Source organism: Micromonospora sp. AB353 (assembly GCF_049538395.1).
Taxonomy (GTDB): Bacteria; Actinomycetota; Actinomycetes; order Mycobacteriales; family Micromonosporaceae; genus Micromonospora; species Micromonospora aurantiaca.
Genome location: NZ_JBMVFV010000084.1, coordinates 1 through 24,727, shown reverse-complemented (window position 1 = coordinate 24,727; position 24,727 = coordinate 1). Strand labels below are relative to the sequence as shown.

General features: G+C 76.6%; 3 protein-coding genes and 1 pseudogene. All 4 read left to right on the top strand.

What is annotated here, in order from left to right:
- Positions 1-4 precede the first annotated feature (4 nt).
- Positions 5-3,304: pseudogene (locus tag ACPCK6_RS25225) on the top strand (acyl carrier protein).
- A gap of 401 nt (positions 3,305-3,705) precedes the next feature.
- On the top strand, positions 3,706-9,921 hold the full coding sequence (locus ACPCK6_RS25215) for a type I polyketide synthase (RefSeq protein WP_514132365.1): 6,216 nt from the start codon (positions 3,706-3,708) through the stop codon (positions 9,919-9,921).
- A gap of 41 nt (positions 9,922-9,962) precedes the next feature.
- Entirely contained in the window at positions 9,963-21,158 is an 11,196-nt protein-coding gene (locus tag ACPCK6_RS25210) for a type I polyketide synthase (protein ID WP_423482404.1), read from the top strand.
- 46 nt (positions 21,159-21,204) lie between these two features.
- Positions 21,205-24,727 (top strand): type I polyketide synthase (locus tag ACPCK6_RS25205; RefSeq protein WP_423482403.1); only part of this gene is annotated, 3,523 nt, incomplete at its 3' end.

The window sequence follows — 24,727 nt, the reverse complement described above, 5'->3', positions numbered from 1 at the left end:
TGGTGTGCTGGGTTCGCCGGGTCAGTCGGCGTACGCGGCGGGCAACGCCTTCCTCGACGGGCTTGCGGTCCACCGGCGGCAGCTCGGGTTGCCGGCGGTCAGCCTCGCCTGGGGCATGTGGGACACCCCCGGCATGGGCGCGTCCCTCGACGAGGCGGACCGGGCGCGATCGACCCGGGGCGGCATCACCGCGATGAGCGCCGAGACCGGGCTGCGGCTGTTCGACGCCGCCCTGACCGCCGGCCGGCCGGCCCTGGTGCCCGCCGTGATCGACCCGGCCGCCCTCCGGGCCGCGGCCGGCGCCGGCCTGGTGCCGCCGATGCTCCGCAACCTGGTCGGTACGACCACGACCCGCCGCCAGGCGGGACAGGGCACCACCTGGGCGACCCGCATCGGCGGCCTGACCGCCGACGAGGCGCGCGCCCAGCTCGACGTGCTGGTACGCGGCCTCGTCGCGCAGGTGCTCGGACACGGCGGGGCGGAAGCCGTGCCCGCCGACCGGGCGTTCCGCGAGCTGGGCTTCGACTCGCTGACCGCCGTCGACCTGCGTAACCGCGTGAACGCGGCCACCGGCCTGCGGCTGCCCTCGACGCTCGTATTCGACTACCCGACGCCGCAGGCGCTCGCCTCCCACGTGCACGCCGAACTGGCCGGCGCCGCAGGTCGCCCCGCCGCGCCGGGCGCGCGGACCACCACCCGCGCCGACGAGCCGCTCGCCATCGTGGGCATGGCCTGCCGCTACCCGGGCGGCGTCGAGACGCCCGACCAGCTGTGGGCGCTGCTGGCCGCCGGCGGCGAGGGGATCGGGGAGTTCCCCACCGACCGCGGGTGGGACCTGGAGAGCCTGTTCGACCCCGACCCCGGCCACCCCGGCACGTCGTACACCCGCCACGGCGGTTTCCTGTACGACGCCGGCGCGTTCGACCCCGCCTTCTTCGGCATCTCGCCCCGCGAGGCCCTCGCCATGGACCCCCAGCAGCGGCTGCTGCTGGAGGCGTCCTGGGAGACGTTCGAGTCCGCCGGGCTGGACCCGCAGCGGCTGCGGGGCAGCCGGACCGGTGTCTTCGCCGGCGTCATGTACCACGACTACGCCTCCCAGCTGATGGAGCTGCCGACGAGGTCGAGGGCTACGTCGGCACCGGCAACTCCGGCAGCGTCCTGTCCGGCCGGGTCGCCTACACGTTCGGCCTCGAAGGCCCGGCGGTCACTGTCGACACCGCGTGCTCGTCGTCGCTGGTGGCGCTGCACCTCGCCGCGCAGGCGCTGCGGTCGGGTGAGTGTGATCTGGCGCTGGCCGGTGGCGTGACGGTGATGGCGACGCCGGGCACGTTCATCGAGTTCTCGCGGCAGCGTGGTCTGTCGCAGGACGGCCGGTGCAGGTCGTTCGCCGCGTCTGCCGACGGGACCGGCTGGTCCGAGGGCGTCGGCGTACTCCTCGTGCAGCGCCTCGCCGACGCCCAGCGCGAAGGCCGGCGCATCCACGCCGTCCTGCGCGGCACGGCCGTCAACCAGGACGGTGCGTCGAACGGGTTGACGGCGCCGAACGGTCCGTCGCAGCAGCGGGTGATCCACCAAGCTCTCGCGAACGCCCGCCTGACCCCGGCCGACGTGGACGCCGTCGAGGCGCACGGCACCGGCACGACGCTGGGTGATCCGATCGAGGCGCAGGCTCTGCTGGCCACGTACGGGCAGGAGCGTCCCGTCGACCGGCCGCTGCTGTTGGGGTCGGTGAAGTCGAACATCGGGCACACGCAGGCCGCCGCCGGTGTGGCCGGTGTGATCAAGATGGTCATGGCGATGCGGCACGGCCTCGTCCCGCCGACCCTGCACGTGGACGAGCCCTCCCCGCACGTCGACTGGACCGCCGGGGCGGTCGCACTCGCCACCGAGCCCACCCCCTGGCCGGCCGTGGACCGGCCGCGTCGGGCGGGGGTGTCGTCGTTCGGGATCTCCGGCACGAACGCGCACGTGATCATCGAGCAGCCGCCCGCCGAGACGGTCGGCGCGCGGCCCACCGACCGGCCGCGCGCCGACGTCGTACCCCTCGTGCTCTCCGCCGTGGACGCCCCGGCGCTGCGCGACCAGGCGGCCCGGCTGAAGGCGCACCTCGCGGCACACCCGGAGCTGGCGCCGGCCGACGTCGCGCACGCCCTGGTCACCACCCGGGCCACGTTCGACCACCGCGCCGTCGTCCTCGGCCGCGACACCGTCGACCTGACGCGGGCCCTGGAGTCGTTCCACCTCGGCGATGCCACCGCCGCCGTCACCGGCGTCGCGGCGCGCGCCGCCGACCCGGTCCTCGTCTTCCCCGGCCACGGCGACCCGTGGCCCGCCGCGACCGTCGAGCTGCTGGACCGGGCACCGGAGTTCGCCACCGCGATCGCCGCCTGCGAGGCGGCCCTCGCCCCCCACGTGGACTGGTCGCTCGCCGCCGTGCTGCGCGGCGCGGACGGCGCTCCCACCCCGGCCGACCCCGGGGTGGCGCCCGCCGTGCGGTGGGCCGTGGCCGTCTCGCTGGGACGCTGGTGGCGCTCCCTCGGCGTACGACCCGCCGCCGTGCTCGGGCACGCTCACGGCGCGCTCGCGGCCGCCTGCGTGGCCGGCGCGCTGTCGCTGGAGGACGCGGCGAGGACGATCGCCCTCGCCAGCCCGGCGGAGGACGGCCCGGACGCGCTGGCCGGAATCACCCTCCGGGCGGCCGACGTGCCGCTGTACTCGGCGACGACCGGCGGCCCGGTCGACACCGACGGCCTCGACGCCGCCCGGTGGTACCGGGACCTGACCACCGACGCCGACGCCGGACCGGCCGTACGCGCCCTGCTCGACCAGGGCCACCGGGTCCTCCTCGAGGCGGCCCCGGCGACCGTGCTCGCCGCCGGCATCCGCGAGAGCGCGCGGGCCGACGACGCCGTCGTGGTGGCCGCCGACGACACCGTGGCCGGCGGCTGGCAGCGCATGCTGACGGTCCTCGCCGGGCTGCACGTGCACGGCGCGCCCGTCGACTGGACGGCGATCCTGGGCGTCCCCACCGGCCCGCCGCCCCCGCTGCCCACGTACGCCTTCCAGCGCCAGCGCTACTGGCCGCAGCCGACGGCGGCGACCGCCCCCGCCCCCGCCGGCACCGACGAGGCGGACCGGCACTTCTGGGAGGCCGTGGAACGCGCCGACGCGTCTGCGCTGGCCGCCGCCATGCGCATCGACGAGGCCACGGTCAGCTCCCTCGACCCCGCGCTGCCGCTGCTCTCCTCCTGGCGCCGGCGCCGCCGCGACGAGTCCACCGTGGACTCGTGGCGCCACCGGGTGACCTGGAAGCCGCTGGCCGTCGCGCCGGAGGCCACCCTCGCCGGCGCGTGGCTGCTGGTCGTGCCGGCCGCCGAAGCCGAGCACCCCCTGGTCGACGGCGTCGCCCGGACGCTGGGCGAGGGCGGGGCCGAGGTCGTCCGGATCGACGTGCCGGAGACGGGCCGGCCGGTGCTGGCCGAGCGGCTGGCGCGTACCGGCGGGCCCGTCGCCGGGGTGCTCTCCCTGCTCGGCCTGGACGACTCGCCGCATCCGGCCCACCCCGTCGTCCCGGCGGGTCTCGCCGCCACGTACGCCCTGGTCCAGGCCCTCGGCGACACCGGCATCACCGCCCCGCTGTGGTGCGCCACCGCCGGCGCAGTCTCGACCGGCCGCGCCGACCAGCTCGACCGCCCCCGCCAGGCGATGCTCTGGGGGCTCGGCCGGGTGGTCGCCCTGGAGCACCCGGACCGCTGGGGCGGACTGCTGGACCTGCCCGCCGAGCTGGACCCCCGGGACCGGGCCCGGCTCGTGGCGGTGCTGGCAGGCGTCGACGCGGAGGACCAGCTGGCGCTGCGCCCCTCCGGGGTGTTCGCCCGGCGACTGGTCCGCGCCCGCGCCGAGCGCACCGCGACGCAGGACTGGCGTCCCGCCAGCGGCGCCGTCCTGGTCACCGGCGGCCTCGGGTCCATCGGGGCCCAGGTGGCGCGCTGGCTGGCCCGCGAGGGCGTGGGTGAGCTGGTGCTGACCGGCCGCCAGGGCCCCGCCACGCCCGGCGCCGACGAGCTGGCCGACGAACTGCGCGCCGCCGGCGCCACAGTCACCGTGGCCGCCTGCGACGTCGCCGACGCGGCCGCCGTACGGGCCCTCGTCGAGCGGCTCGCCGGGCAGGGCACCCACATCGGGGCCGTGTTCCACACCGCCGGCGTCGCCCACGCCGCGCCCGTCGCGGCCACCGACCTCGCCGACCTCGCCGACGCCCTGCGGGCCAAGGTGGCCGGCGCGGTCAACCTCGACGAGGCGTGCGGCGACGAACTGTCGGCGTTCGTGCTCTTCTCCTCCGGCGCGGGCGTCTGGGGCGGCGGGCACCAGGGCGGCTACGCCGCCGCCAACGCCTTCCTCGACGCGTTCGCCGAGGACCGGCGACGGCGCGGACGGGCCGCCACCGCCGTCGCCTGGGGTACCTGGGACGGCGGCGGCATGGTCGACGCCGAGGGCGCCGCCGACCAGATGTTCCGCTCGGGCGTCCGGGCCATGCGCCCCGACCTCGCGGTCTCCGTCCTGGCCGAGGCGCTCGACCACGGCGACACCACGCTCACCGTGGCGGACATCGCCTGGGACCGGTTCCTGCAGACCTACACGCTGGCCCGCCCCCGGCCGCTGATCGCCGACATCCCCGAGGTGGCCCGGCTGCTCGCGGCCGGGCAGCGCGACGGCGGCACGCCCGACGCGGCGTCCCCGCTCCGCGGCCGGCTGGCCGGCCTCGCCGCACCGGAACGCCGCCGGGTCCTGCTCGACCTCGTACGCGTCCACGCGGCGGCGGTGCTGCGCCTGTCCTCGCCGCAGGCGCTGGCGGCGGACCGGTCGTTCCGGGAGATCGGCTTCGACTCGCTCAGCGCCGTCGAGATGCGCAACCGCCTCGCCGAGGCGGTGGGGCTGAACCTGCCGGCGACCCTGGTGTTCGACCGCCCGACGCCCGACGCCCTCGCCGAGCACCTGGCGGGCAGGCTCGCGGGCGACGACACCCCGGCGGCCGAGCCCGTGCGGGCCGCCACCGCGCTGGACGAGCCGATCGCCATTGTCTCGATGAGCTGCCGCTACCCCGGCGGCGTCGCCGGCCCCGAGGACCTGTGGCGACTCGTCGCCGAGGGACGCGACGGCATAGCGGAGTTCCCGACCGACCGGGGCTGGGACCTGGCAGCCATCTACGACCCCGATCCCGACCGGCCCGGCACCTCGTACGTGCGCGAGGGCGGCTTCCTCACCGACGCCGCCGGCTTCGACGCCGCCCTGTTCGGCATCTCCCCGCGTGAGGCGATGGTGATGGACCCGCAGCAACGGGTGCTGCTGGAGAGCGCCTGGGAGCTGTTCGAGCGGGCCGGCACCGCGCCCGCCGACATGCGGGAGACCAACACCGGTGTCTTCGTCGGCACCAACGGCCAGGACTACGCGACGCTGCTGATGGCCGCCCAGGTCGAGACCGAGGGCTACCAGGCCACCGGCAACGTCGCCGCCGTCATCAGCGGTCGGCTGGCGTACCACTTCGGGTTGCAGGGCCCCGCCGTCAGCGTCGACACCGCCTGCTCGTCGTCGCTGGTCGCGCTGCACCTGGCCTGCCAGTCCCTGCGGCAGGGCGAGTGTGACATCGCGGTTGCCGGCGGCGTGACGGTGATGGCCACCCCCGGCCCGTTCCTGGAGTTCGCCCGGCAACGGGGGCTCGCCCTCGACGGCCGGTGCAAGTCGTTCGCCGGGGCCGCCGACGGCACCGGCTGGGGCGAGGGCGTCGGCTTGGTGATGTTGCAGCGGCTCTCCGACGCCCAGCGCGACGGCCGGCGGATCCTGGCCGTCGTGCGCGGCTCGGCGATGAACCAGGACGGCGCCAGCAACGGCCTGACCGCCCCCAACGGCCCCGCGCAGGAGCGGGTGATCAACCAGGCGCTGGCCAACGCGCGGCTGAGCGCCGCCGACGTGGACGCCGTCGACGGGCACGGCACCGGCACCCGGCTCGGCGACCCGATCGAGGCGCAGGCCCTGCTGGCCACGTACGGGCGGCAGCGCCCCGCCGACCGGCCGCTCTGGCTCGGCTCCGTGAAGTCGAACATCGGCCACACCCAGGCCGCCGCCGGCGTCTCCGGCGTGATCAAGATGGTGCTGGCCCTCCAGCACGACCTGCTGCCCCCCACCCTGCACGTGGACGAGCCGTCGCCGCACGTGGACTGGTCGTCCGGTGCCGTCGCGCTGCTGACCGAGGCGCAGCCGTGGCCGGACGTGGACCGTCCGCGCCGCGCCGGCGTGTCGTCGTTCGGGGTCAGCGGCACCAACGTGCACGTCATCCTCGAACAGGCGCCCGCCACGCCCCCGGCCGACACCGCCGCCCCCCGTCCGGCCGGCGCCGACGCGCCCACGACCAGCTCCAGCCGCGGCACGCTCGGCGCCGCCGACGGGACGCCGCTGCTGCCGTGGGTCGTGTCGGCAGACACCGCCGACAGCCTGCGGGCGCAGGCGGCCCGGCTGGCCGACTGGCTGCCGGGCAGCGGAACGCCCGCGGCCGACGCGGCCCGGGCACTGGCCACCGGACGGTCCCCGCTGCGGCACCGCGCGGTGCTGCTCGCCGCCGACGCCGACGCCGCCCTCGCCGGCCTGCGGGCCCTGGCCGCCGGGCAGGACCACCCCGGGCTCACCCGGGGCGCCGCCGAGCCCGGCGGCGCGCTGGCGGCACTCTTCTCCGGCCAGGGCGCGCAGCACGCCGGGATGGGCCGACGCCTGTGGGAGACGTTCCCCGTCTTCGCGGCGACCCTCGACGAGGCGTGCCAGCACCTGGACGCGTACCTGCCGCGGCCGCTGCGCGCGGTGCTGTTCGCCGAGCCCGGCACCGCCGAGGCCGACCTGCTCGACCAGACCGTCTTCACCCAGGCCGGGCTCTTCGCCGTCGAGGTGGCGCTGTTCCGGCTGCTCGAACACTGGGGGATCCGGCCCGACTTCGTGGCCGGGCACTCCGTCGGGGAGATCAGCGCGGCCCACGTCGCGGGAGTGCTCGACCTGGCCGACGCCTGCGCGCTCGTCGGCAACCGGGGGCGCCTGATGCAGGCCCTGCCACCCGGCGGCGGGATGCTCGCCGTCGCCGCGCCCGAGGTCGACGTGCTGCGGGCCCTGTCCGGCACGCCGGGACAACCCGCCGTCGCCGCCGTCAACGGACCGGCCGCCGTCGTCGTCGCCGGCGCCGAGGACGTGCTGACCGAACTGGCCGCCCACTTCGGCGACCTCGGCGTACGCACCAAGCGGCTGCGGGTCAGCCACGCCTTCCACAGCCCGCTGATGGAGCCGATGCTCGCCGAGTTCGCGGCCGTCGCGGCGACCCTGTCGTACGCCCCGCCGACGCTGCCGCTGGTGTCGAACCTGACCGGCACGGTCGTCGACCCCGAGCAGCTCTGCACACCCGACTACTGGGTCCGCCACGTCCGCGAGGCGGTCCGCTTCGCCGACACCGTCACCCACCTGCACTCCCACGGGGTGACCCGGTTCCTGGAGATCGGGCCGGACACCGTGCTGACCGCCCTGACCGCCGACGCGCTGCCGGTGGACGCGCCGGTCGTCGTGACCGGCGTGCAGCGGCCCGGCCAGGACGAGGTGGCCACCCTGCTCGGCGCGGTGGCCCGGCTGCACTGCCACGGCGTGCCCGTACGCTTCCCGGCACTGCTGCCCGGCGCCGCCGCCCCGGTGGACCTGCCCACGTACGCGTTCGCCCACCAGCGGTTCTGGCCGACGCTCGACGCGGCGGCGACCCGCACCCCCGCCGTCGCGCACGACGACGTCGACTCGGCGTTCTGGCGGGCCGTGGCGTCCGGCGACGGCGACGCGCTCGCCGGCCGGCTCGGCCTCGACGCGGACCGTCCGCTGCGGGAACTGCTGCCGGACCTGGACCGGTGGCGGCGCCAGCAGCAGGAGGACACCCTCGCCGGCGGCTGGCGCTACCGGATCACCTGGCGTCCGCGGGCTCTCGTCGCGGGTGCCGTCGACGGCACGTGGACCCTGGTGCACAGCGGTACGGACCAGCCGGTCGTCGACCGGCTCGCCGAACTGCTCACCGCGCGGGGCGGCACCGTGCGGCAGCTCGCCGTCGACCCGGCGACGACCGACCGGAGCACGCTCGCCGGGCAGCTCGCCGCCGCGGCGCCCACCCGGATCGTGTCGCTGCTCGCCCTCGACGAGCGGGCGCACCCCGACCGCTCGGCCGTGCCGCTGGGCCTGACCGCGAACCTGGCCCTGGTGCAGGCGGTCACGGACGCCCTGCCACCGGTGCCGCTGTGGCTGCTCACCCGGCAGGCCGTGGCCACCGGCGCCGACGACCCCGTCGCCCACCCCGCCCAGGCCACCACGTGGGGCCTCGGCCTGGTGACCGCGCTGGAACACCCCCGGCACTGGGGGGGCCTGCTGGACCTGCCCGCCACCCTGGACACCGCCGCCGCCGAGGGAGTGCTGGCGGCCCTCACCGCCGCCGGCGACGAGGACCAGCTCGCGGTGCGCGACTCCGGGACGTACCTGCGGCGGCTGGAGCGCGCGCCCCGCGCCGAGGTGCCAGCGGCCTGGCAGGCGCCGGGCACCGTCCTGGTCACCGGCGGCACCGGCGCCGTCGGCCGGTACGCCGCCGGCTGGTTCGCCCGGCACGGCGCGCGGCGACTGCTGCTGGTCAGCCGGCGCGGCGCGGCGGCCCCCGGCGCGGACGAGGCGGTGGCGGAACTGGCCGCCCTCGGCGCCGAGGCGCGGGTGCTGGCCTGCGACCTGGCCGACCGGGACGCGGTCGCCGACCTGGTCCGTGGCCTGCGCGCCGACGGTGAGACCGTGCACGCCGTGGTGCACGCCGCCGGAGTGGGCCGGCTCAACCCGGTCGCCGCCGTGACCGAGGCGGAACTCGCCGACGTCGTCTCCGGCAAGATCGCCGGCGCGCGGCACCTCGACGAGTTCCTCGGCCCGGAGCCGCTCGACCTGGTCGTGCACTTCTCCTCCATCGCGGCCGTCTGGGGTGTCGGCGACCACGGGGCGTACGCCGCCGGCAACGCCTTCCTGGACGCCTGGGCGCAGTCCCGGCCGGCCGGGCGGGCCCGGCACCTCTCGGTGAACTGGGGACCGTGGGCCGGTGGCGGCATGGTGACCGACGCGCACGCGGCGGCCATGAGCCGGCGCGGGGTGTCCCTGCTCGGCCGGGAACCGGCGATGGCCGCCCTGCGCGCCGGCCTCGACGGCGACGACACCGCCCTCACCGTCGCCGACATCGACTGGGAACGCTTCGCGCCGGTGTTCGCCTCCGCCCGGCCCCGGCCGCTGATCAGCGAGATCGCCGAGGTGGCCGCCCAGGCCGCGGCGGCGCGCGCCGACGCCGAGGACGGCGACCAGGTCGCCGGCGAACTGCGTAAGCGGCTCGGCGAGTTGTCGCAGGCCGAACAGGCACGGCTGCTGGTCGATCTCATCCGCACCGCCGCGGGCGAGGTCATCGGCCACGACAGCCCGTACGCCGTGGAGGCCGGGCGGCCCTTCCGGGATCTCGGCTTCGACTCGCTCACCGCCGTGGAGCTGCGGGGCCGGCTGGCCCGCTCGACCGGGCTCAGCCTGCCCAGCTCGGTGGTGTTCGACCACCCGACCCCGCAGGCGCTGGCCGAGCACCTGCGGGCCGAACTGCTCGACGAGGCGTCGGTGGAGGCGCTGCCCACCCTCGCGGAGCTGGACCAGTTGGAGGGCGCCCTCGCGCTGCGCGACCCGGACGACATCGGCCGGGTGCGGATCACGATGCGCCTGCACAGCCTGCTCGAACGGCTCGGCGCCGCCGAGGAACGCCGGGAGGACACCGCCGAGGTGGCCGGCCGGCTGCGGGCGGCCAGCAACCAGGAGCTGTTCGACCTCATCGACCAGGACCTCGGGCTCTCCTGAGCCGCCCGGGGATCTGTGGTGTCACGAGAAAGCGAGATGTCATGGCGGACGAAGATCGGCTGCGCGAATACCTGACGCGCGTCGTCGCCGAGCTGCAGCAGACCCGCCAACGGCTGCGCGAGGTCACCGCCGAGGAGTCCGAGCCGGTGGCGATCGTGGCGATGAGCTGCCGCTACCCGGGCGGCATCAGCTCGCCGGAGGAGCTCTGGGAGTTCGTCTCGTCCGGCGGGGACGCCATCGGCGACTTTCCCACCGACCGCGGCTGGGATCTGGACCGGCTCTACCACGCCGACCCGGACAACGCCGGCACCTCGTACACCACCGCCGGCGGGTTCCTGCGCGACGCGGGGCAGTTCGACGCCGCGCTCTTCGGCATCTCGCCGCGTGAGGCGGTCGCCATGGACCCGCAGCAGCGGCTGCTGCTGGAGGTCACCTGGGAGCTGTTCGAACGCGCCGGCATCGCCCCGCTGTCGCTGCGTGGCAGCCGCTCCGGAGTCTTCGTGGGCACCTCCGGGCAGGACTACGCCGCCGTGCTGCACCGGGCGCCCGGCGTCGAGGGGTACGTGCTGACCGGCACCGCCGCCAGTGTCGTGTCCGGTCGGCTGGCGTACACGTTCGGCCTCGAAGGCCCGTCGGTCACCGTGGACACCGCCTGCTCGTCGGCGTCGGTCGCCATCCATCTCGCCTGCCAGGCGCTGCGCCAGCGCGAGTGCGGCCTCGCCCTGGCCGGCGGCGCGACCGTGCTGGCCACCCCCGGCCCGTTCGTCGAGTTCTCCCGGCAGCGCGGCCTCGCCGCCGACGGCCGGTGCAAGTCGTTCGCCGCCTCCGCCGACGGCACCGGCTGGTCCGAGGGCGTCGGCATGCTGCTGCTGGAACGGCTCAGCGACGCCCGCCGCAACGGCCACCCCGTGCTCGGCGTCATCCGCAGCTCGGCGGTCAACTCCGACGGCGCGTCGAACGGCCTCACCGCCCCCAACGGCCCGTCCCAGCAGCGGGTCATCCGGCAGGCTCTGGCCGGCGCGAAGCTCACCCCCGACCTGGTCGACGTGGTGGAGGCGCACGGCACCGGCACCACCCTCGGCGATCCGATCGAGGCGCAGGCGCTGCTCGCCACGTACGGCCGGGAGCGGGGCGACGCCGCGCCGCTGCTGCTCGGCTCGATCAAGTCCAACATCGGGCACACCCAGGCCGCCGCCGGCATCGCCGGTGTGATCAAGATGGTGCTGGCGATGCGGCACGGCGTCGTGCCGGCCACCCTGCACGTCGACGAGCCCACCCCGCACGTGGACTGGGCCGCCGGCGCGGTCACCCTCGTCACCGAGGCCACGCCGTGGCCGGCCGTGGACCGGCCGCGCCGGGCCGCCGTCTCGTCGTTCGGGATGAGCGGCACCAACACCCACCTCATCCTCGAACAGCCCGAACCGGCCGGCGTCGAGGCGGACCACCCGGTGCCGCCCGCGCCCGCGCTGGTGCTGCTCACCGGCCGCACCCGCACCGCGCTGCGCCGCCAGGCCGAGCGCTGGTCGGCCTACGTCGCCGACGACGCGCACCTGCGCCCGGCCGACGTCGCCTGGACCTCGGCGGTCTCCCGCTCGCCCCTGGAGCACCGGGCGGTCGTGCTCGCCGACGACCGCGACGGCCTGCTCGCCGCGCTGCACGCCCTCGCCGACGACCGGCCCGCCCCCGGGCTGGTCACCGGCGCCGCCGCCGAACGCGGCGGGGTCGCGTTCCTGTTCTCCGGCCAGGGCGCCCAGCGCGCCGGCGCCGGCCGGGAGCTGTACGAGGCGTACCCGGTCTTCGCGGAGGCGCTCGACGAGGTCTGCGGCCACCTCGACCACCGGCTGCCCCGGCCGCTGAAGCCGCTGCTGTTCGCCGAGCCCGGCACCGCCGAGGCCGACCTGCTCGACCAGACCGTCTTCACCCAGGCCGCGCTGTTCGCCGTCGAGGTGGCGCTGCACCGGCTGCTCGGCTCCTGGGGGCTGGCCCCCGACATGGTCGCCGGGCACTCCGTCGGCGAGCTGACCGCCGCCCACGTGGCCGGCGTGCTCAGCCTCGACGACGCGTGCGCCCTCGTCGCCGCCCGGGGGCGGCTCATGCAGGACCTGCCCACCGGCGGCGCGATGCTCGCCGTGGCCGCCGACGAGGCCCGGGTCGCCGAGTCGATCGCCGCGCTGACCGGCCGGGTCGCCGTCGCCGCCGTCAACGGCCCCGACGCCGTCGTCGTCTCCGGCGACGCGGCGGCCATCGACGAGCTGGCGGAACTCTGGACCGGCCGGGGGGTGAAGGTGCGGCGGCTGCGGGTCAGCCACGCCTTCCACAGCCCGCTGATGGAGCCGATGCTCGCCGAGTTCGCTGCCGTCGCCGCCCGCCTCGACCTGCGCGCCCCCACCCTGCCGATGGTGTCCAACGTGACCGGCGAGCTGGCCGACCCGGCGCAGCTCACCGACCCCGGCTACTGGGTGCGCCACGTCCGGGAGGCGGTCCGCTTCGCCGACGGCGTACGCGCCCTGCGCGCCCACGGCGTCGGCACCTTCGTCGAGGTCGGGCCGGACGCCGTGCTCACCGCCAGCGTCCAGGAGACCCTCGCCGGAATCGAGACCGACGCCGCCGACGTCGCCTCCGCCGTGGTGGTGCCGGTGCTGCGCCGGGACCGCCCGGACCGCCGTGCCCTGCTCGCCGCCCTCGCCCAGCTGCACGTCGCCGGCACGCCGCCGCGCTGGGCGGACGTCCTCGCCGGCCGGCCCGGCCGGCTCGTCGACCTGCCCACCTACCCGTTCGAGCGGCAGCACTACTGGGTGCCGGCCGAGGCGCCCGGCGACGACACCACGACGGGCGGGGCCGGCGCGCTCGACCGCCGGTTCTGGGCGGCCGTCGAACGCGCCGACCTCGACGCGCTGCGCGACACCCTCGCCGTCACCGAGACCGCCGCCGCCGAGTCGCTGCGTACCCTGCTGCCCGTCCTCGCCGACTGGCGGCGGCAGCGGCAGGAACACTCGGTCCTCGACGGCTGGCGGTACCGGGAGGAATGGCAGGTGGCACCCGAGCCCGCCCCCGCCCGGCTGGCCGGCACCTGGCTGCTGGCGCTGCCCGCCGACGACGCCGACGACCCGGCGGCGCGGGCCGTCCGGGCCGCACTGACCGGCGCCGGCGCCGGCGTGCTGCCGCTGACAGTGGAGCCGGACGCCGACCGGGCCGGCCTCGCGGCGGCTCTCGCCGGCACCGAGCCCGCCGGCGTCGTGTCCCTGCTCGCCGGGGAAGCACGCACCGCCGACGGCACCGTCCTGCCCGGCCTGACCGCCACCCTCGCCCTCGTGCAGGCGCTCGGCGACGCCGGCGTGGCGGCGCCGCTGTGGCTGGTCACCCGGGGCGCGGTCGCCGCCGCCTCGTACGACCGGCTCGCCGACCCGGCGCAGGCCGCGATCTGGGGCCTCGGCCGGGTCGTCGGCGTCGAGGCGCCGCACCGCTGGGGCGGCCTGGTCGACCTGCCGTCCGACCCCGACGACCGGGCCGCCTTCCGGCTCGCCGCGATCCTCACCGGCTCGACCGGCGAGGACCAGCTCGCCGTACGCGGCCCCGGCGTCTTCGCCCGCCGCCTCGTCCGCGCCGCCCTCGGCGACCGTCCGCCGGCGCGCCGGTTCACGCCCACCGGCACCGCCCTGGTCACCGGCGGCACCGGCGGCCTCGGCGCGCGCGCCGCCCGCTGGCTCGCCGCCGCCGGAGCCGAGCACGTCGTGCTGGTCAGCCGGCGCGGACCCGACGCCCCCGGCGCCGCCGAGTTGGAGGCCGAGCTGGCCGGCCTCGGGGCCCGGGTCACCGTCGCCGCCTGCGACATCGCCGACCGGGCCGCCCTCGCCGACCTGCTCGACCGGGTCGAGGCCGACGGCCCGCCGGTGCGTACCGTCGTGCACACCGCCGGCGTCGCGCAGGCCACCCCGCTGGCGGAGGTCACCCCCGCCGAGCTGGCCGAGGTGACAGTCGGCAAGACCGCCGGGGCCACCCACCTCGCCGACCTGCTCGCCGACCGGGAGCTGGACGCCTTCGTCGTCTACTCGTCCATCGCCGCCACCTGGGGCAGTGGCGGGCAGGCCGGGTACGCGGCCGGCAACGCCTACCTGGACGCGCTGGTACGGCGGCGGCGCGCCGACGGCCGGGCCGGCACCGCCATCGCTTGGGGCCCCTGGTCCGACGGCGGCATGCACGCCGCCGACGCCGAGCGGAACCTGCGCCGCCGGGGCCTGCCCGCCATGGACCCGGCCGTCGCCATGGCCGCGTTGCAGCAGGCCCTCGACCACGACGACGTCACAGTGACGGTGGCCGACGTGGACTGGACCCGGTTCGCTCCCGCGTACGCCTCCGCGCGCCGCCGGCCGCTGCTGGAGGGCGTACCGGAGGCGCGGGCCGCCCTCGACGGCGGCGCCGCGGCCGACGACGGCGACGACGGTCCGGCGGCCACGCTGCGCCGGCGCCTCGCCGCGCTGACCCCGGCCCGCCGCGAGGAGACCGTCGCCGACCTGGTCCGCGAACTCGCCGCCGACGTGCTCGGCCACGACGGCGGGGCCGCCGCCGTGGGCGCGACCACCGCGTTCCGCGACCTCGGCTTCGACTCGCTGACCGCCGTGGAGCTGCGCAACCGGCTCGTCGCCGCCACCGGGCAGGCGCTGCCCACCACCCTGGTCTTCGACCACCCCACCCCGGTGGTGCTGTCCCGCTTCCTGCTCGCCGGCCTCTTCGGCGCCGACGCCGGGGCGGCTCCCGTCGCCGTCCCGGCCGCCGTGGGCGACGACGAGCCGGTGGCCATCGTCGCCATGGCCTGCCGCTACCCCGGCGGCGTCGACGGCCCCGAACGGCTGTGGCGCCTCGTCGCCGACGGCGTCGACGCGATCGGCGACTTCCCGACCGACCGGGGCTGGGACCTCGACCGGCTCTACGACCCCGACCCGGCCAACCCCGGTACCACGTACGCCGACAAGGGCGGCTTCCTGCACGGGGCGGGCGAGTTCGATCCCGGATTCTTCGGGATCTCGCCGCGCGAGGCGGCGGCGATGGATCCGCAGCAGCGGTTGTTGCTGGAGGTTTCGTGGGAGGCGGTCGAGCGGGCAGGGGTTGAGCCTGGGGTTCTGCGGGGTTCGCGAACAGGGGTGTTCGTGGGCACGAATGGTCAGGACTATGGGGCCCTGCTGATGGCTGCGGGGGAGCAGGCCGAAGGGTTCGGGGCCACGGGCAACGCCGCGAGTGTGGTGTCGGGCCGGGTGGCGTACGCGTTGGGGTTGGAGGGGCCGGCGGTGTCGGTGGACACGGCGTGTTCGTCGTCGCTCGTGGCGTTGCACCTGGCGGTGCAGTCGCTGCGGCGTGGCGAGTGCGACCTCGCCCTCGCCGGCGGCGTCACGGTCATGGCCACCCCCGGCACCTTCTTCGAGTTCTCCCGGCAGCGGGGCCTGGCGGCCGACGGCCGGTGCAAGGCGTTCGCGGCGGCTGCGGACGGTACGGGCTGGGGCGAGGGTGTGGGCGTGCTGCTGGTGGAGCGGCTGTCGGACGCGCGGCGCAACGGGCACCGGGTCCTGGCGGTGGTGCGTGGGTCGGCGGTCAACCAGGACGGCGCCTCGAACGGGCTGACCGCCCCGAACGGTCCGTCGCAGCAGCGGGTGATCCGGCAGGCCCTTGCGGGCGCCCGGCTGGGCAGTGCGGATGTCGACGTGGTCGAGGCGCACGGCACGGGCACGACGCTCGGTGACCCGATCGAGGCGCAGGCCCTGCTGGCGACCTACGGCCAGGACCGCGAGGGCGGCGAGCCGCTGCTGCTCGGCTCGATCAAGTCCAACATCGGCCACACGCAGGCCGCCTCGGGCGTCGCCGGTGTGATCAAGGTGGTGCTGGCGATGCGGGAGGGCGTGGTACCGGCGACGCTGCACGTGGACGAGCCGTCGCCGCACATCGACTGGACCTCCGGGGCCGTCGAGCTGGCGATCGAGTCGCGGCCGTGGCCGGCCGTGGACCGGCCGCGCCGGGCGGCGGTGTCGTCGTTCGGCATGTCCGGCACCAACGCCCACGTGATCATCGAGCAGGCCGACGAGCCGCAGGCCGTGGCTGCCGCTCCGGCCGAGCAGGGCCCCGGGCTCGTGGCCTCCGACGTCGTGGTGTGGCCGCTGTCGGGACGGTCGAAGGGTGCCCTGACCGGCCAGGCGGCTCGCCTGGCGGAGTACGTGCGCGAGCACGGCGAGGTGGACGCGGCGGCGGTGGGCTGGTCCCTCGCCGCCACCCGGTCGACGTTCGACCAGCGGGCGGTCGTGGTCGGGTCGAGCGCGGAGGAGTTGCTGGCGGGGCTGGACGCTCTGGCGTCGGGGTCGCCAGCCGGCACCGTCGTCGCGGCGGCGGCTCTGTCGCATGGCGCGGGTGCGGTGTTCGTGTTCCCGGGTCAGGGTGCGCAGTCGGCGCGGATGGCGGCCGGTCTGGTGGGTCGGACGCCGGTGTTCGACGCGCGGCTGGCGGAGTGCCAGCGGGCCCTGGCCCCGTACCTCGATGTGGACCTCGTTGCGGTGTTGACCGGTGACGACGAGTCGTGGCTGGCGCGGGTGGAGGTCGTGCAGCCGGTGCTGTGGGCTGTGGGTGTGGCCCTGGCGGCGGTGTGGCAGTACGCGGGTGTGGTTCCGGCTGCGGTGGTCGGTCACTCGCAGGGTGAGATCGGTGCGGCGTGTGTGGCGGGCATTCTCTCCCTGGAGGACGCGGCGAAGGCTGTGGCGTTGCGGTCGCGGGCGCTGACGGTGCTGCGGGGCACGGGGACGATGGCGTCGGTGGACCTGTCGGCTGAGGCGGTGGCTGAGCGGCTGCCGGCGTTCCCGGGTGTCGGGGTGGCGGCGGTGAACGGTCCGTCGACGGTGGTGGTGTCGGGTCCGCCGCAGCCGGTCGCGGAGCTGGTGGAGGCGTGTCAGGCCGACGGGGTGCGGGCGCGGTTGATCCCGGTGGACTACGCGTCGCACTCGGCGGCGGTGCAGGAGGTCGCCGAGCGGTTGCGCGCCGACCTGGCCGACGTGAGCCCGCAGCCGGGGCACACCCGGCTCGTCTCGACGTTGACGGGGGACTGGGCCGACCCGTCCTCGATGGACGCCGGCTACTGGTACGACAACCTGCGGCAGACCGTGCAGTTCGACGCCGCCGTGCGCGTCGCCGTCGCCGCCGGGCACACCACGTTCATCGAGATCAGCCCCCACCCGGTGTTGACGATGCCGGTGGCGGCGATCCTGGACGACGCGGGCGTCACCGGGCACACCCTGGGCAGCCTGCGCAGGGGCGACGACGACCCGACGCGGCTGCTGACCAACCTGGCTACCGCCCACGCGATCGGCCTGCCCGTCGACCTGACGGCCGTCCTCGCCGAGACCGACGTGGTGGCACTGCCCACCTACGCCTTCGAACGGGGACGCTACTGGCTGGACGCGCCCGCGCACCGCGTCCGCGACGTCGGCTCGGCCGGCCTCCAGGACACCGGGCACCCGCTGCTCAGCGCGGCCGTACCCGTCGCAGACGACCGGACGGTGGTGCTGACCGGGCGGCTGTCGGTGCGTACCCACCCGTGGCTGGCCGACCACGCCGTCGGCGGGGCGGTGATCGTCCCGGGCACCGGCGTCGTCGACATGGTGGTCCGGGCCGGCGACGAGGTCGACGCCGGCCAGGTGGGCGACCTGACGCTGATCAACCCGCTGGTGCTCCCCGCGACCGGCGCGGTGCAGGTGCAGGTACGAGTGGGCCCGCCCGCCGACACCGGCGAGCGGAGCGTCACCGTGCACTCCCGCCCCGAAGAGGACGCCGACGCCGAGTGGACCCGGCACGCCGAGGGACTCCTGCTGCCGCAGCTGCCCGCCCCGACCGCCGTACCGGGGCAGTGGCCGCCGGCCGACGCCGTCGAGGTCGACGCCGACCTGGACGCCTGGTACGTGCAGACGGCCGAGGGTGGCCTCGGCTACGGCCCCTCCTTCCGAGGGCTGCGCCGGGTGTGGCGCGGCGACGGTGAGGTCTACGCCGAGGTGGCCCTGCCCGAGGAGGCGAGCGCCGACGCGTCCCGCTTCGGGCTGCACCCGGCCCTGTTCGACGCGGCCCTCCAGGCCAGCGGGGTCACCGCCCTGCTCGGCGACGCGGCGGACACCTCGGGGGCGGGCTGGATGCCGTTCGCCTTCCGCTCGGTCGCCCTGCACGCCCACGGCGCCACCCGGCTGCGGGCGCGGCTGCGCCCGCTCGGCCCGGACACCGTCGCGGTCACGCTCGCGGACACCGCCGGCCAGCCGGTCGCCACCGTCGAGTCGCTGACGTTCCGCCCGGTCGCCGCGGGCCGGGCCGACGAGGCCGCCGCCCTGCGCCGCACGTCGGTGTTCCACCTGGACTGGACGCCGTTGACGGACACCGGCGCGGCGGCCGGGGAGGCCCGCTGGGCGCTGCTCGGCGACGACACCCTCGGCCTCGCCGGGGCGCTCGCCGCCGCCGGGCACCCGGTACGGTCCCACGCCGACCTGGCGACGCTGGTCGCCGAGATCGGGGAGTCCGGGGACGTACCCGATGTGGTGCTGGACCTGCGCTTCGGCGCGGAGTCGGACCCGCAGCGGGCCGGTGATGCCGCGCACGACGCGGCCCGTGACGCCCTCGCGCTGGTGCGGCAGTGGTTGGGCGAGCCCCGGCTGGAGCGGTCCCGGCTCGTGCTGCACACCCGGGGCGCCGTCGGCGCGGCCCCGGGCGAGGCCCCCTGTGACCTGGCCCGGGCGAGCCTGTGGGGGCTGGTCCGCTCGGCGCAGTCCGAGCACCCCGGCCGGTTCACGCTGCTCGACACCGACGACGCCGCCGCCTCCCTGGCGGCCGTCCCGGCGGCCGTCGCCTCCGGCGAGCCGCAGCTCGCGCTGCGCGACGGCGCGCCGCTCGTGCCCCGGCTGGCCCGGGCCCGCGACGCCGGTGTGTTGCCGCTGCCCGCCGACGAGGTGCCGTGGCGCCTCGACGTCACCGAGAAGGGCACGCTGGAGAACCTCGCCCTGCTGCCCGGTCCCGAGGCGGGCGGGGAACTGCCGGCGGGCCACGTCCTGGTCGGGATGCGTGCCTCCGGGCTGAACTTCCGCGACGTGGTGCTGGCCCTCGGCATGGTCCCCGACCAGGAGGTGCTGGGCAACGAGGGCGCCGGCGTGGTGCTCGGTGTGGGGCCGGGCGTCGCCGACCTCGCCCCCGGCGACCGGGTGATGGGCATCTTCTCCGGCTCGTTCGCCTCGGCGGCGGTCACCGACCGCCGGCTGGTCACCCGCATCCCCGACGGCTGGTCCTACACCGACGCCGCCGCCGTGCCCGTGGTCTTCCTGACCGCCTGGTACGGGCTGGTGGAGCTGGCCCGGCTGCGCGCGGGCGAGTCCGTGCTCGTGCACGCGGCGGCCGGCGGCGTGGGCATGGCCGCCGTGCAGATCGCCCGCCACCTCGGCGCGGAGGTCTACGGCACGGCCGGCCCCGGCAAGTGGCCGGCGCTGCGCGACACCGGCTTCGACGACGCGCACCTCGCCTCCTCCCGCAGCCTCGACTTCGCCGACGAGTTCGCCCACCGCACCGGCGGGCGGGGCGTCGACGTGGTGCTCAACGCCCTGCGCGGCGAGTACGTCGACGCGTCGCTGCGGCTCCTCGCCGACGGCGGCCGGTTCGTCGAGATGGGCAAGACCGACAAGCGGGATCCGCAGCGGGTCGCCGCCGACCACCCGGGCGTCAGCTACCAGGTCTTCGATCTCATCGAGGCCGGCCCGGAGAAGATCGGCGCGATGCTGGGCGAGCTGATGGCGCTTTTCGCCGCCGGTGCACTGCGGCCCCTGCCCCGGCGCACCTGGGACGTCCGGCGCGCCCCCGAGGCGTTCCGCTTCCTCAGCCAGGCCCGGCACGTCGGCAAGCTGGCCCTGAGCATTCCGCAGGCGCCCCGGCTCGACGGCACGGTCCTGGTCTCCGGGGCGACCGGCACCCTCGGCGCGCTGCTCTGCCGGCACCTGGTCACCGCGCACGGCGCCCGGCATCTGCTGCTGGTCAGCCGGCGCGGCCCGGACGCCGAGGGCGCCGACGAACTGCTCGCCGACCTGAAGGCGCTCGGCGCGGACGTGTCGATCGTCGCCGCCGACCTGGCCGACCCGGACACCGTGGCGGACGTACTGTCCATGGTGGACCGGCGGCACCCGCTGCGCGCCGTCGTGCACGCCGCCGGCGTCCTCGACGACGCCACCGTCGAGTCGCTCACCCCCGACCGCCTCGCCGCGGTGCTGCGGCCCAAGGTCGACGTGGCGTGGAACCTGCACCGGGCCACCCTCGGCCACGACCTGAGCGCGTTCGTGCTCTTCTCCGCTGCCGCAGGCGTGTTCGGCGGTCCGGGCCAGGGCAACTACGCCGCCGGCAACGCGTTCCTCGACGCCCTGGCGGAGCACCGGCGGGCCCTCGGCCTGCCGGCGGTCGCGCTGGCGTGGGGCCGCTGGGCACAGGCCAGCGGCATGACGGGCCACCTCGACTCGGCCGACATCCGCCGCCTCGACCGGGGCGGCATGGCGGCGCTCTCCGACGCCGAGGGGCTCGCCCTGTTCGACGCTCTCTGGCGCTCGGAGCGGGCGACACTCATGCCCGCCAAGATCGCCACCGGCGTGGCCGCGCCCGGGTCGCCCGTACACCCGCTGCTGACCAACCTGGTCCGCGCCGCCGGCCGCCGGGCCGCGGCCGGCGAGGCCGCCGACGGGCAGGCGTACGCCGAGACGCTGCGCGCCCTGCCCGACGACAAGCGGGTACGCGCCCTGCGTGACCTGGTGCTGGCGCACGTGGCGGTCGTCCTCGGCCACGGCGATCCGGCCGGCATCGAGCCGACCCGCGCGTTCCGGGAACTCGGCTTCGACTCGCTGACCGCCGTGGAGCTGCGCAACCGGCTCGGCGCAGCCACCGGGCTGCGGCTGCCGGCGACGCTGGTCTTCGACAACCCGACGCCCGAGGCGCTCGCCGTCCACCTGGCCGGGCAGTTCGCCCCGGTGAGCCCGGCCGGCGAGCCGTCGGCGGCGGGCCGGGAACTCGACCGGCTGGAGGCGGCGCTCGTCGGGCTGGACCCGGCCGACGACGAGTTCCGCCGGATCACCGACCGGCTGCACGGCCTGCTGGGCCGGCTGACCGAGCGGCAGGCGGACGCGGACGGCGACGACGACCTGGAGTCGGCCACCGCCGAGAACATCTTCGACCTGATCGACCGCGAGCTGGAGACGTCGTGACCACCAGCCGCAACGACATCGGCATGCCGAGTGAGGTAGGTCCACGGTGAGCAGCGAGGACGAGAGGTACGTCGAGTACCTGAAGCGTACGACCTCGGAGCTGCGGCGTACCCGGCGTCGGCTGCGCGAGCTGGAGAGCCGGGACTCCGAGCCCATCGCCATCGTGGCGATGAGCTGCCGCTACCCGGGCGGCGTCGACAGCCCCGAGGCGCTGTGGCAGCTCGTGCACGACGGCGGCGACGGGATCGGGCCGTTCCCCGCCGACCGGGGCTGGGACCTGGAGAACCTCTTCCACCCCGATCCCGACCATCCGGGCACCAGTTACGTGCGCGAGGGCGGCTTCGTCTACTCCGCCGCCGACTTCGACGCCGACCTGTTCGGCATCTCGCCCCGCGAGGCCGTCGCCATGGACCCGCAGCAGCGGCTGCTCCTGGAGACCTCCTGGGAGGCGTTCGAGCGGGCCGGGCTGCCGCTGCCTGCCGTCCGGGGCAGCCGTACCGGCGTCTTCGTCGGGGCCTCGTCGCACGGCTACGACGGCGTGATGGCGCAGGCCGAGAACGGCGAGGGCCACCTACTCACCGGCAACGCCACCAGTGTCATCTCCGGCCGCGTCGCGTACACCCTCGGGCTGGAGGGGCCGGCGGTCACAGTCGACACCGCCTGCTCGTCCTCGCTCGTCGCCATCCACCTGGCCGCGCAGGCCCTGCGCAACGGCGACTGCGAGCTGGCCCTGGCGGGCGGCGTGACGGTGATGCCCACCCCGGCGGTCTTCGTCGGCTTCAGCCGGCAGCGCGGTCTCGCCGCCGACGGGCGGTGCAAGGCGTTCGCCGCCGGCGCGGACGGCACCTCGTGGTCCGAGGGCATCGGCATGCTGCTGCTCACCCGGCTCTCCGACGCGCAGCGGCACGGCTACCCGGTGCTCGCCGTGGTAAGCGGTAGCGCGGTCAACTCCGACGGCGCGTCCAACGGGCTCAGCGCCCCGCACGGCCCCTCCCAGGTGCGGGTCATCCGCCAGGCCCTCGGCAACGCCCGGCTCACGCCCGAGCAGGTCGACGTGGTGGAGGCGCACGGCACCGGCACCCGGCTCGGCGACCCGATCGAGGCGCAGGCGCTGCTGGCCACGTACGGGCAGGACCGCGACGAGGCCGCGCCGCTGCTGCTCGGGTCGGTGAAGTCGAACATCGGGCACGCCCAGGCCGCCGCCGGCGTGGCCGGTGTGATCAAGATGGTGATGGCGATGCGGCACGGCGTCGTGCCGCCCACCCTGCACGTCGACGAGCCGTCGCCGCAGATCGACTGGACCGCCGGGGCCGTCACCCTCGCCACCGCCGTCACGCCGTGGCCGGCCGTGGACCGGCCGCGCCGGGCCGCCGTGTCGTCGTTCGGCGTCTCCGGCACCAACGCGCACACCATCATCGAGCAGGCCCCGGCTCCCGCCGAGGTCGAGGCCGAGCCGACCACGCCGCAGGCCCGCACGGTAGCCCCCGTGCTGCTCTCCGCCCGCTCCGACGCCGCGCTCGCCGCGCAGGCCGGCCGCTGGGCCGCCCGGTTCGCCGCCGACGACACCCTGCGCCCGCTCGACGTGGCCTTCTCGTCGGTCACCTCCCGCTCCACCCTGGACCGTCGGGCCGTGCTGTCCGCGACCGGCCGCGACGACCTGCTCGCGGGGCTGCGCGCCCTTGCCGCCGGGGAACCGGCCGGCACCGTCGTGCGCGGTGCCGGGGTGCCGCGCGGCCAGTTCGCGGTGCTCTTCTCCGGCCAGGGCGCGCAGCGCGCCGGCATGGGCCGGGAGCTGTACGCGGAGTTCCCCGTCTTCGCCGCCGCCCTCGACGAGGCGTGCGGGCACCTGGACAGGGCCCTGCCGCGCCCCCTGCGCGAGGTGCTCTTCGCCGCCGAGGGCTCGGCCGACGCCGACCTGCTGGACCGGACGGTGTTCACGCAGGCGGGGTTGTTCGCGGTCGAGGTGGCGTTGTTCCGGCTGGTGGAGTCCTTCGGCGTCGCCCCCGACCTGGTCGGCGGCCACTCGATCGGCGAGGTGACGGCCGCGTACGTGGCGGGGGTGCTGTCGCTGGAGCATGCCTGTGCGCTGGTGGCGGCGCGGGGTCGGTTGATGCAGGCGCTGCCCGCCGGGGGTGGGATGCTGGCCGTGGCGGCCACCGAGGCCGACGTGGCGGCCACGCTGGACGGGCTGGCCGGAGTGGGGATCGCGGCGGTCAACGGTCCGCAGGCCGTCGTGGTCTCCGGTGCCGTTGAGGCCCTCGACGAGGTGGAGCGGCTCTGGCGTGAGCGGGGCGTACGCGTCCGCCGCCTCACCGTCAGCCACGCGTTCCACAGTCCGCTGATGGAGCCGATGCTCGCCCGGTTCCGCGCGGTGCTCGACAAGCTCACCTTCGCCGCGCCGTCGCTGCCGGTCGTGTCGAACGTGACCGGCGCCCTGGCCGACACCGACGAGATCCGCACGCCCGACTACTGGGTGCGCCACGTCCGCGAGGCCGTCCGCTTCGCCGACGGGGTCGGCGCGCTGCGCGCCGCCGGGGCGGACACGTTCCTGGAGATCGGCCCGCGCAGCGTACTGACCGCGATGGCGGCCGACATCCTGCCCGCCGACGACGCCGTGCTGGCCGTCGCCGCGCAGCGCGCCGACCGGCCCGAGGCGCACGGGCTGCTGGGCGGGCTGGCCGAGTTGCACGTGCGCGGGGTTGCGGTCGACTGGCGGCGGTGGTTCGCCGACACCGGCGCGCGGCGGGTGGACCTGCCCACGTACGCCTTCCAGCACCAGCGCTACTGGCCCGAGGTCGGCGGCACCGCCGCGACGGCCGTGCCGGGTGACGCCGCCGAGGGGGACTTCTGGGCGGCCGTGGAGCGTGGCGACCTGACCGGGGTCGCCGCCCACCTGGCCGTGCAGGACGATCCCGCGGCAGTGGAGGCGCTCGCCCCGGCCGTACCGGTGCTGTCGTCGTGGCGGCGGGCCCGGCAGCGCGACGCCGTGGTGGACGGCTGGACCTACCGGGTCGAGTGGGAGCCCGTACGCCCCGCCGCCGTTCCGGCGCTGACCGGCCGCTGGCTCGTCGTCACCGCCGACAACGACGACGCCGGGGTGGCCGGCACGCTGACCGGTGCCGGCGCCCACGTCGACACCCTGACCGTCGCCCCGGGCGTCGATCGCGCCGAGCTGACCGGGCTGCTGCGCGGCCACGGCGAGCAGGGCTGGGCCGGCGTGCTCTGCGTGCTGCCCGCGACCGACCGGGCGCTGCCGGACGCCCCGGCCGTCTCCGTCGGCGCCGCGCTGCTGCTCACCCTCACCCAGGCGCTCGCCGACGCGGGCCTGCCCGGCCGGCTCTGGTGCCTCACCCGGGGCGCCGTGCGCGCCGGGGCCGGCGAGACCCTCACCGACCCGTGGGCCGCCCTGGCCTGGGGCCTCGGCCGGGTCGTCGCCCTCGAACAGCCGGACCGCTGGGGCGGCCTGGTCGACCTGCCCGCCCGCGCCGACCGCGCCGCGGCCGACGCGCTGCTCGCCGTCCTCGCCGACGCCGGGCACGACCAGGTGGCGATCCGCCGCCAGGGCGTCC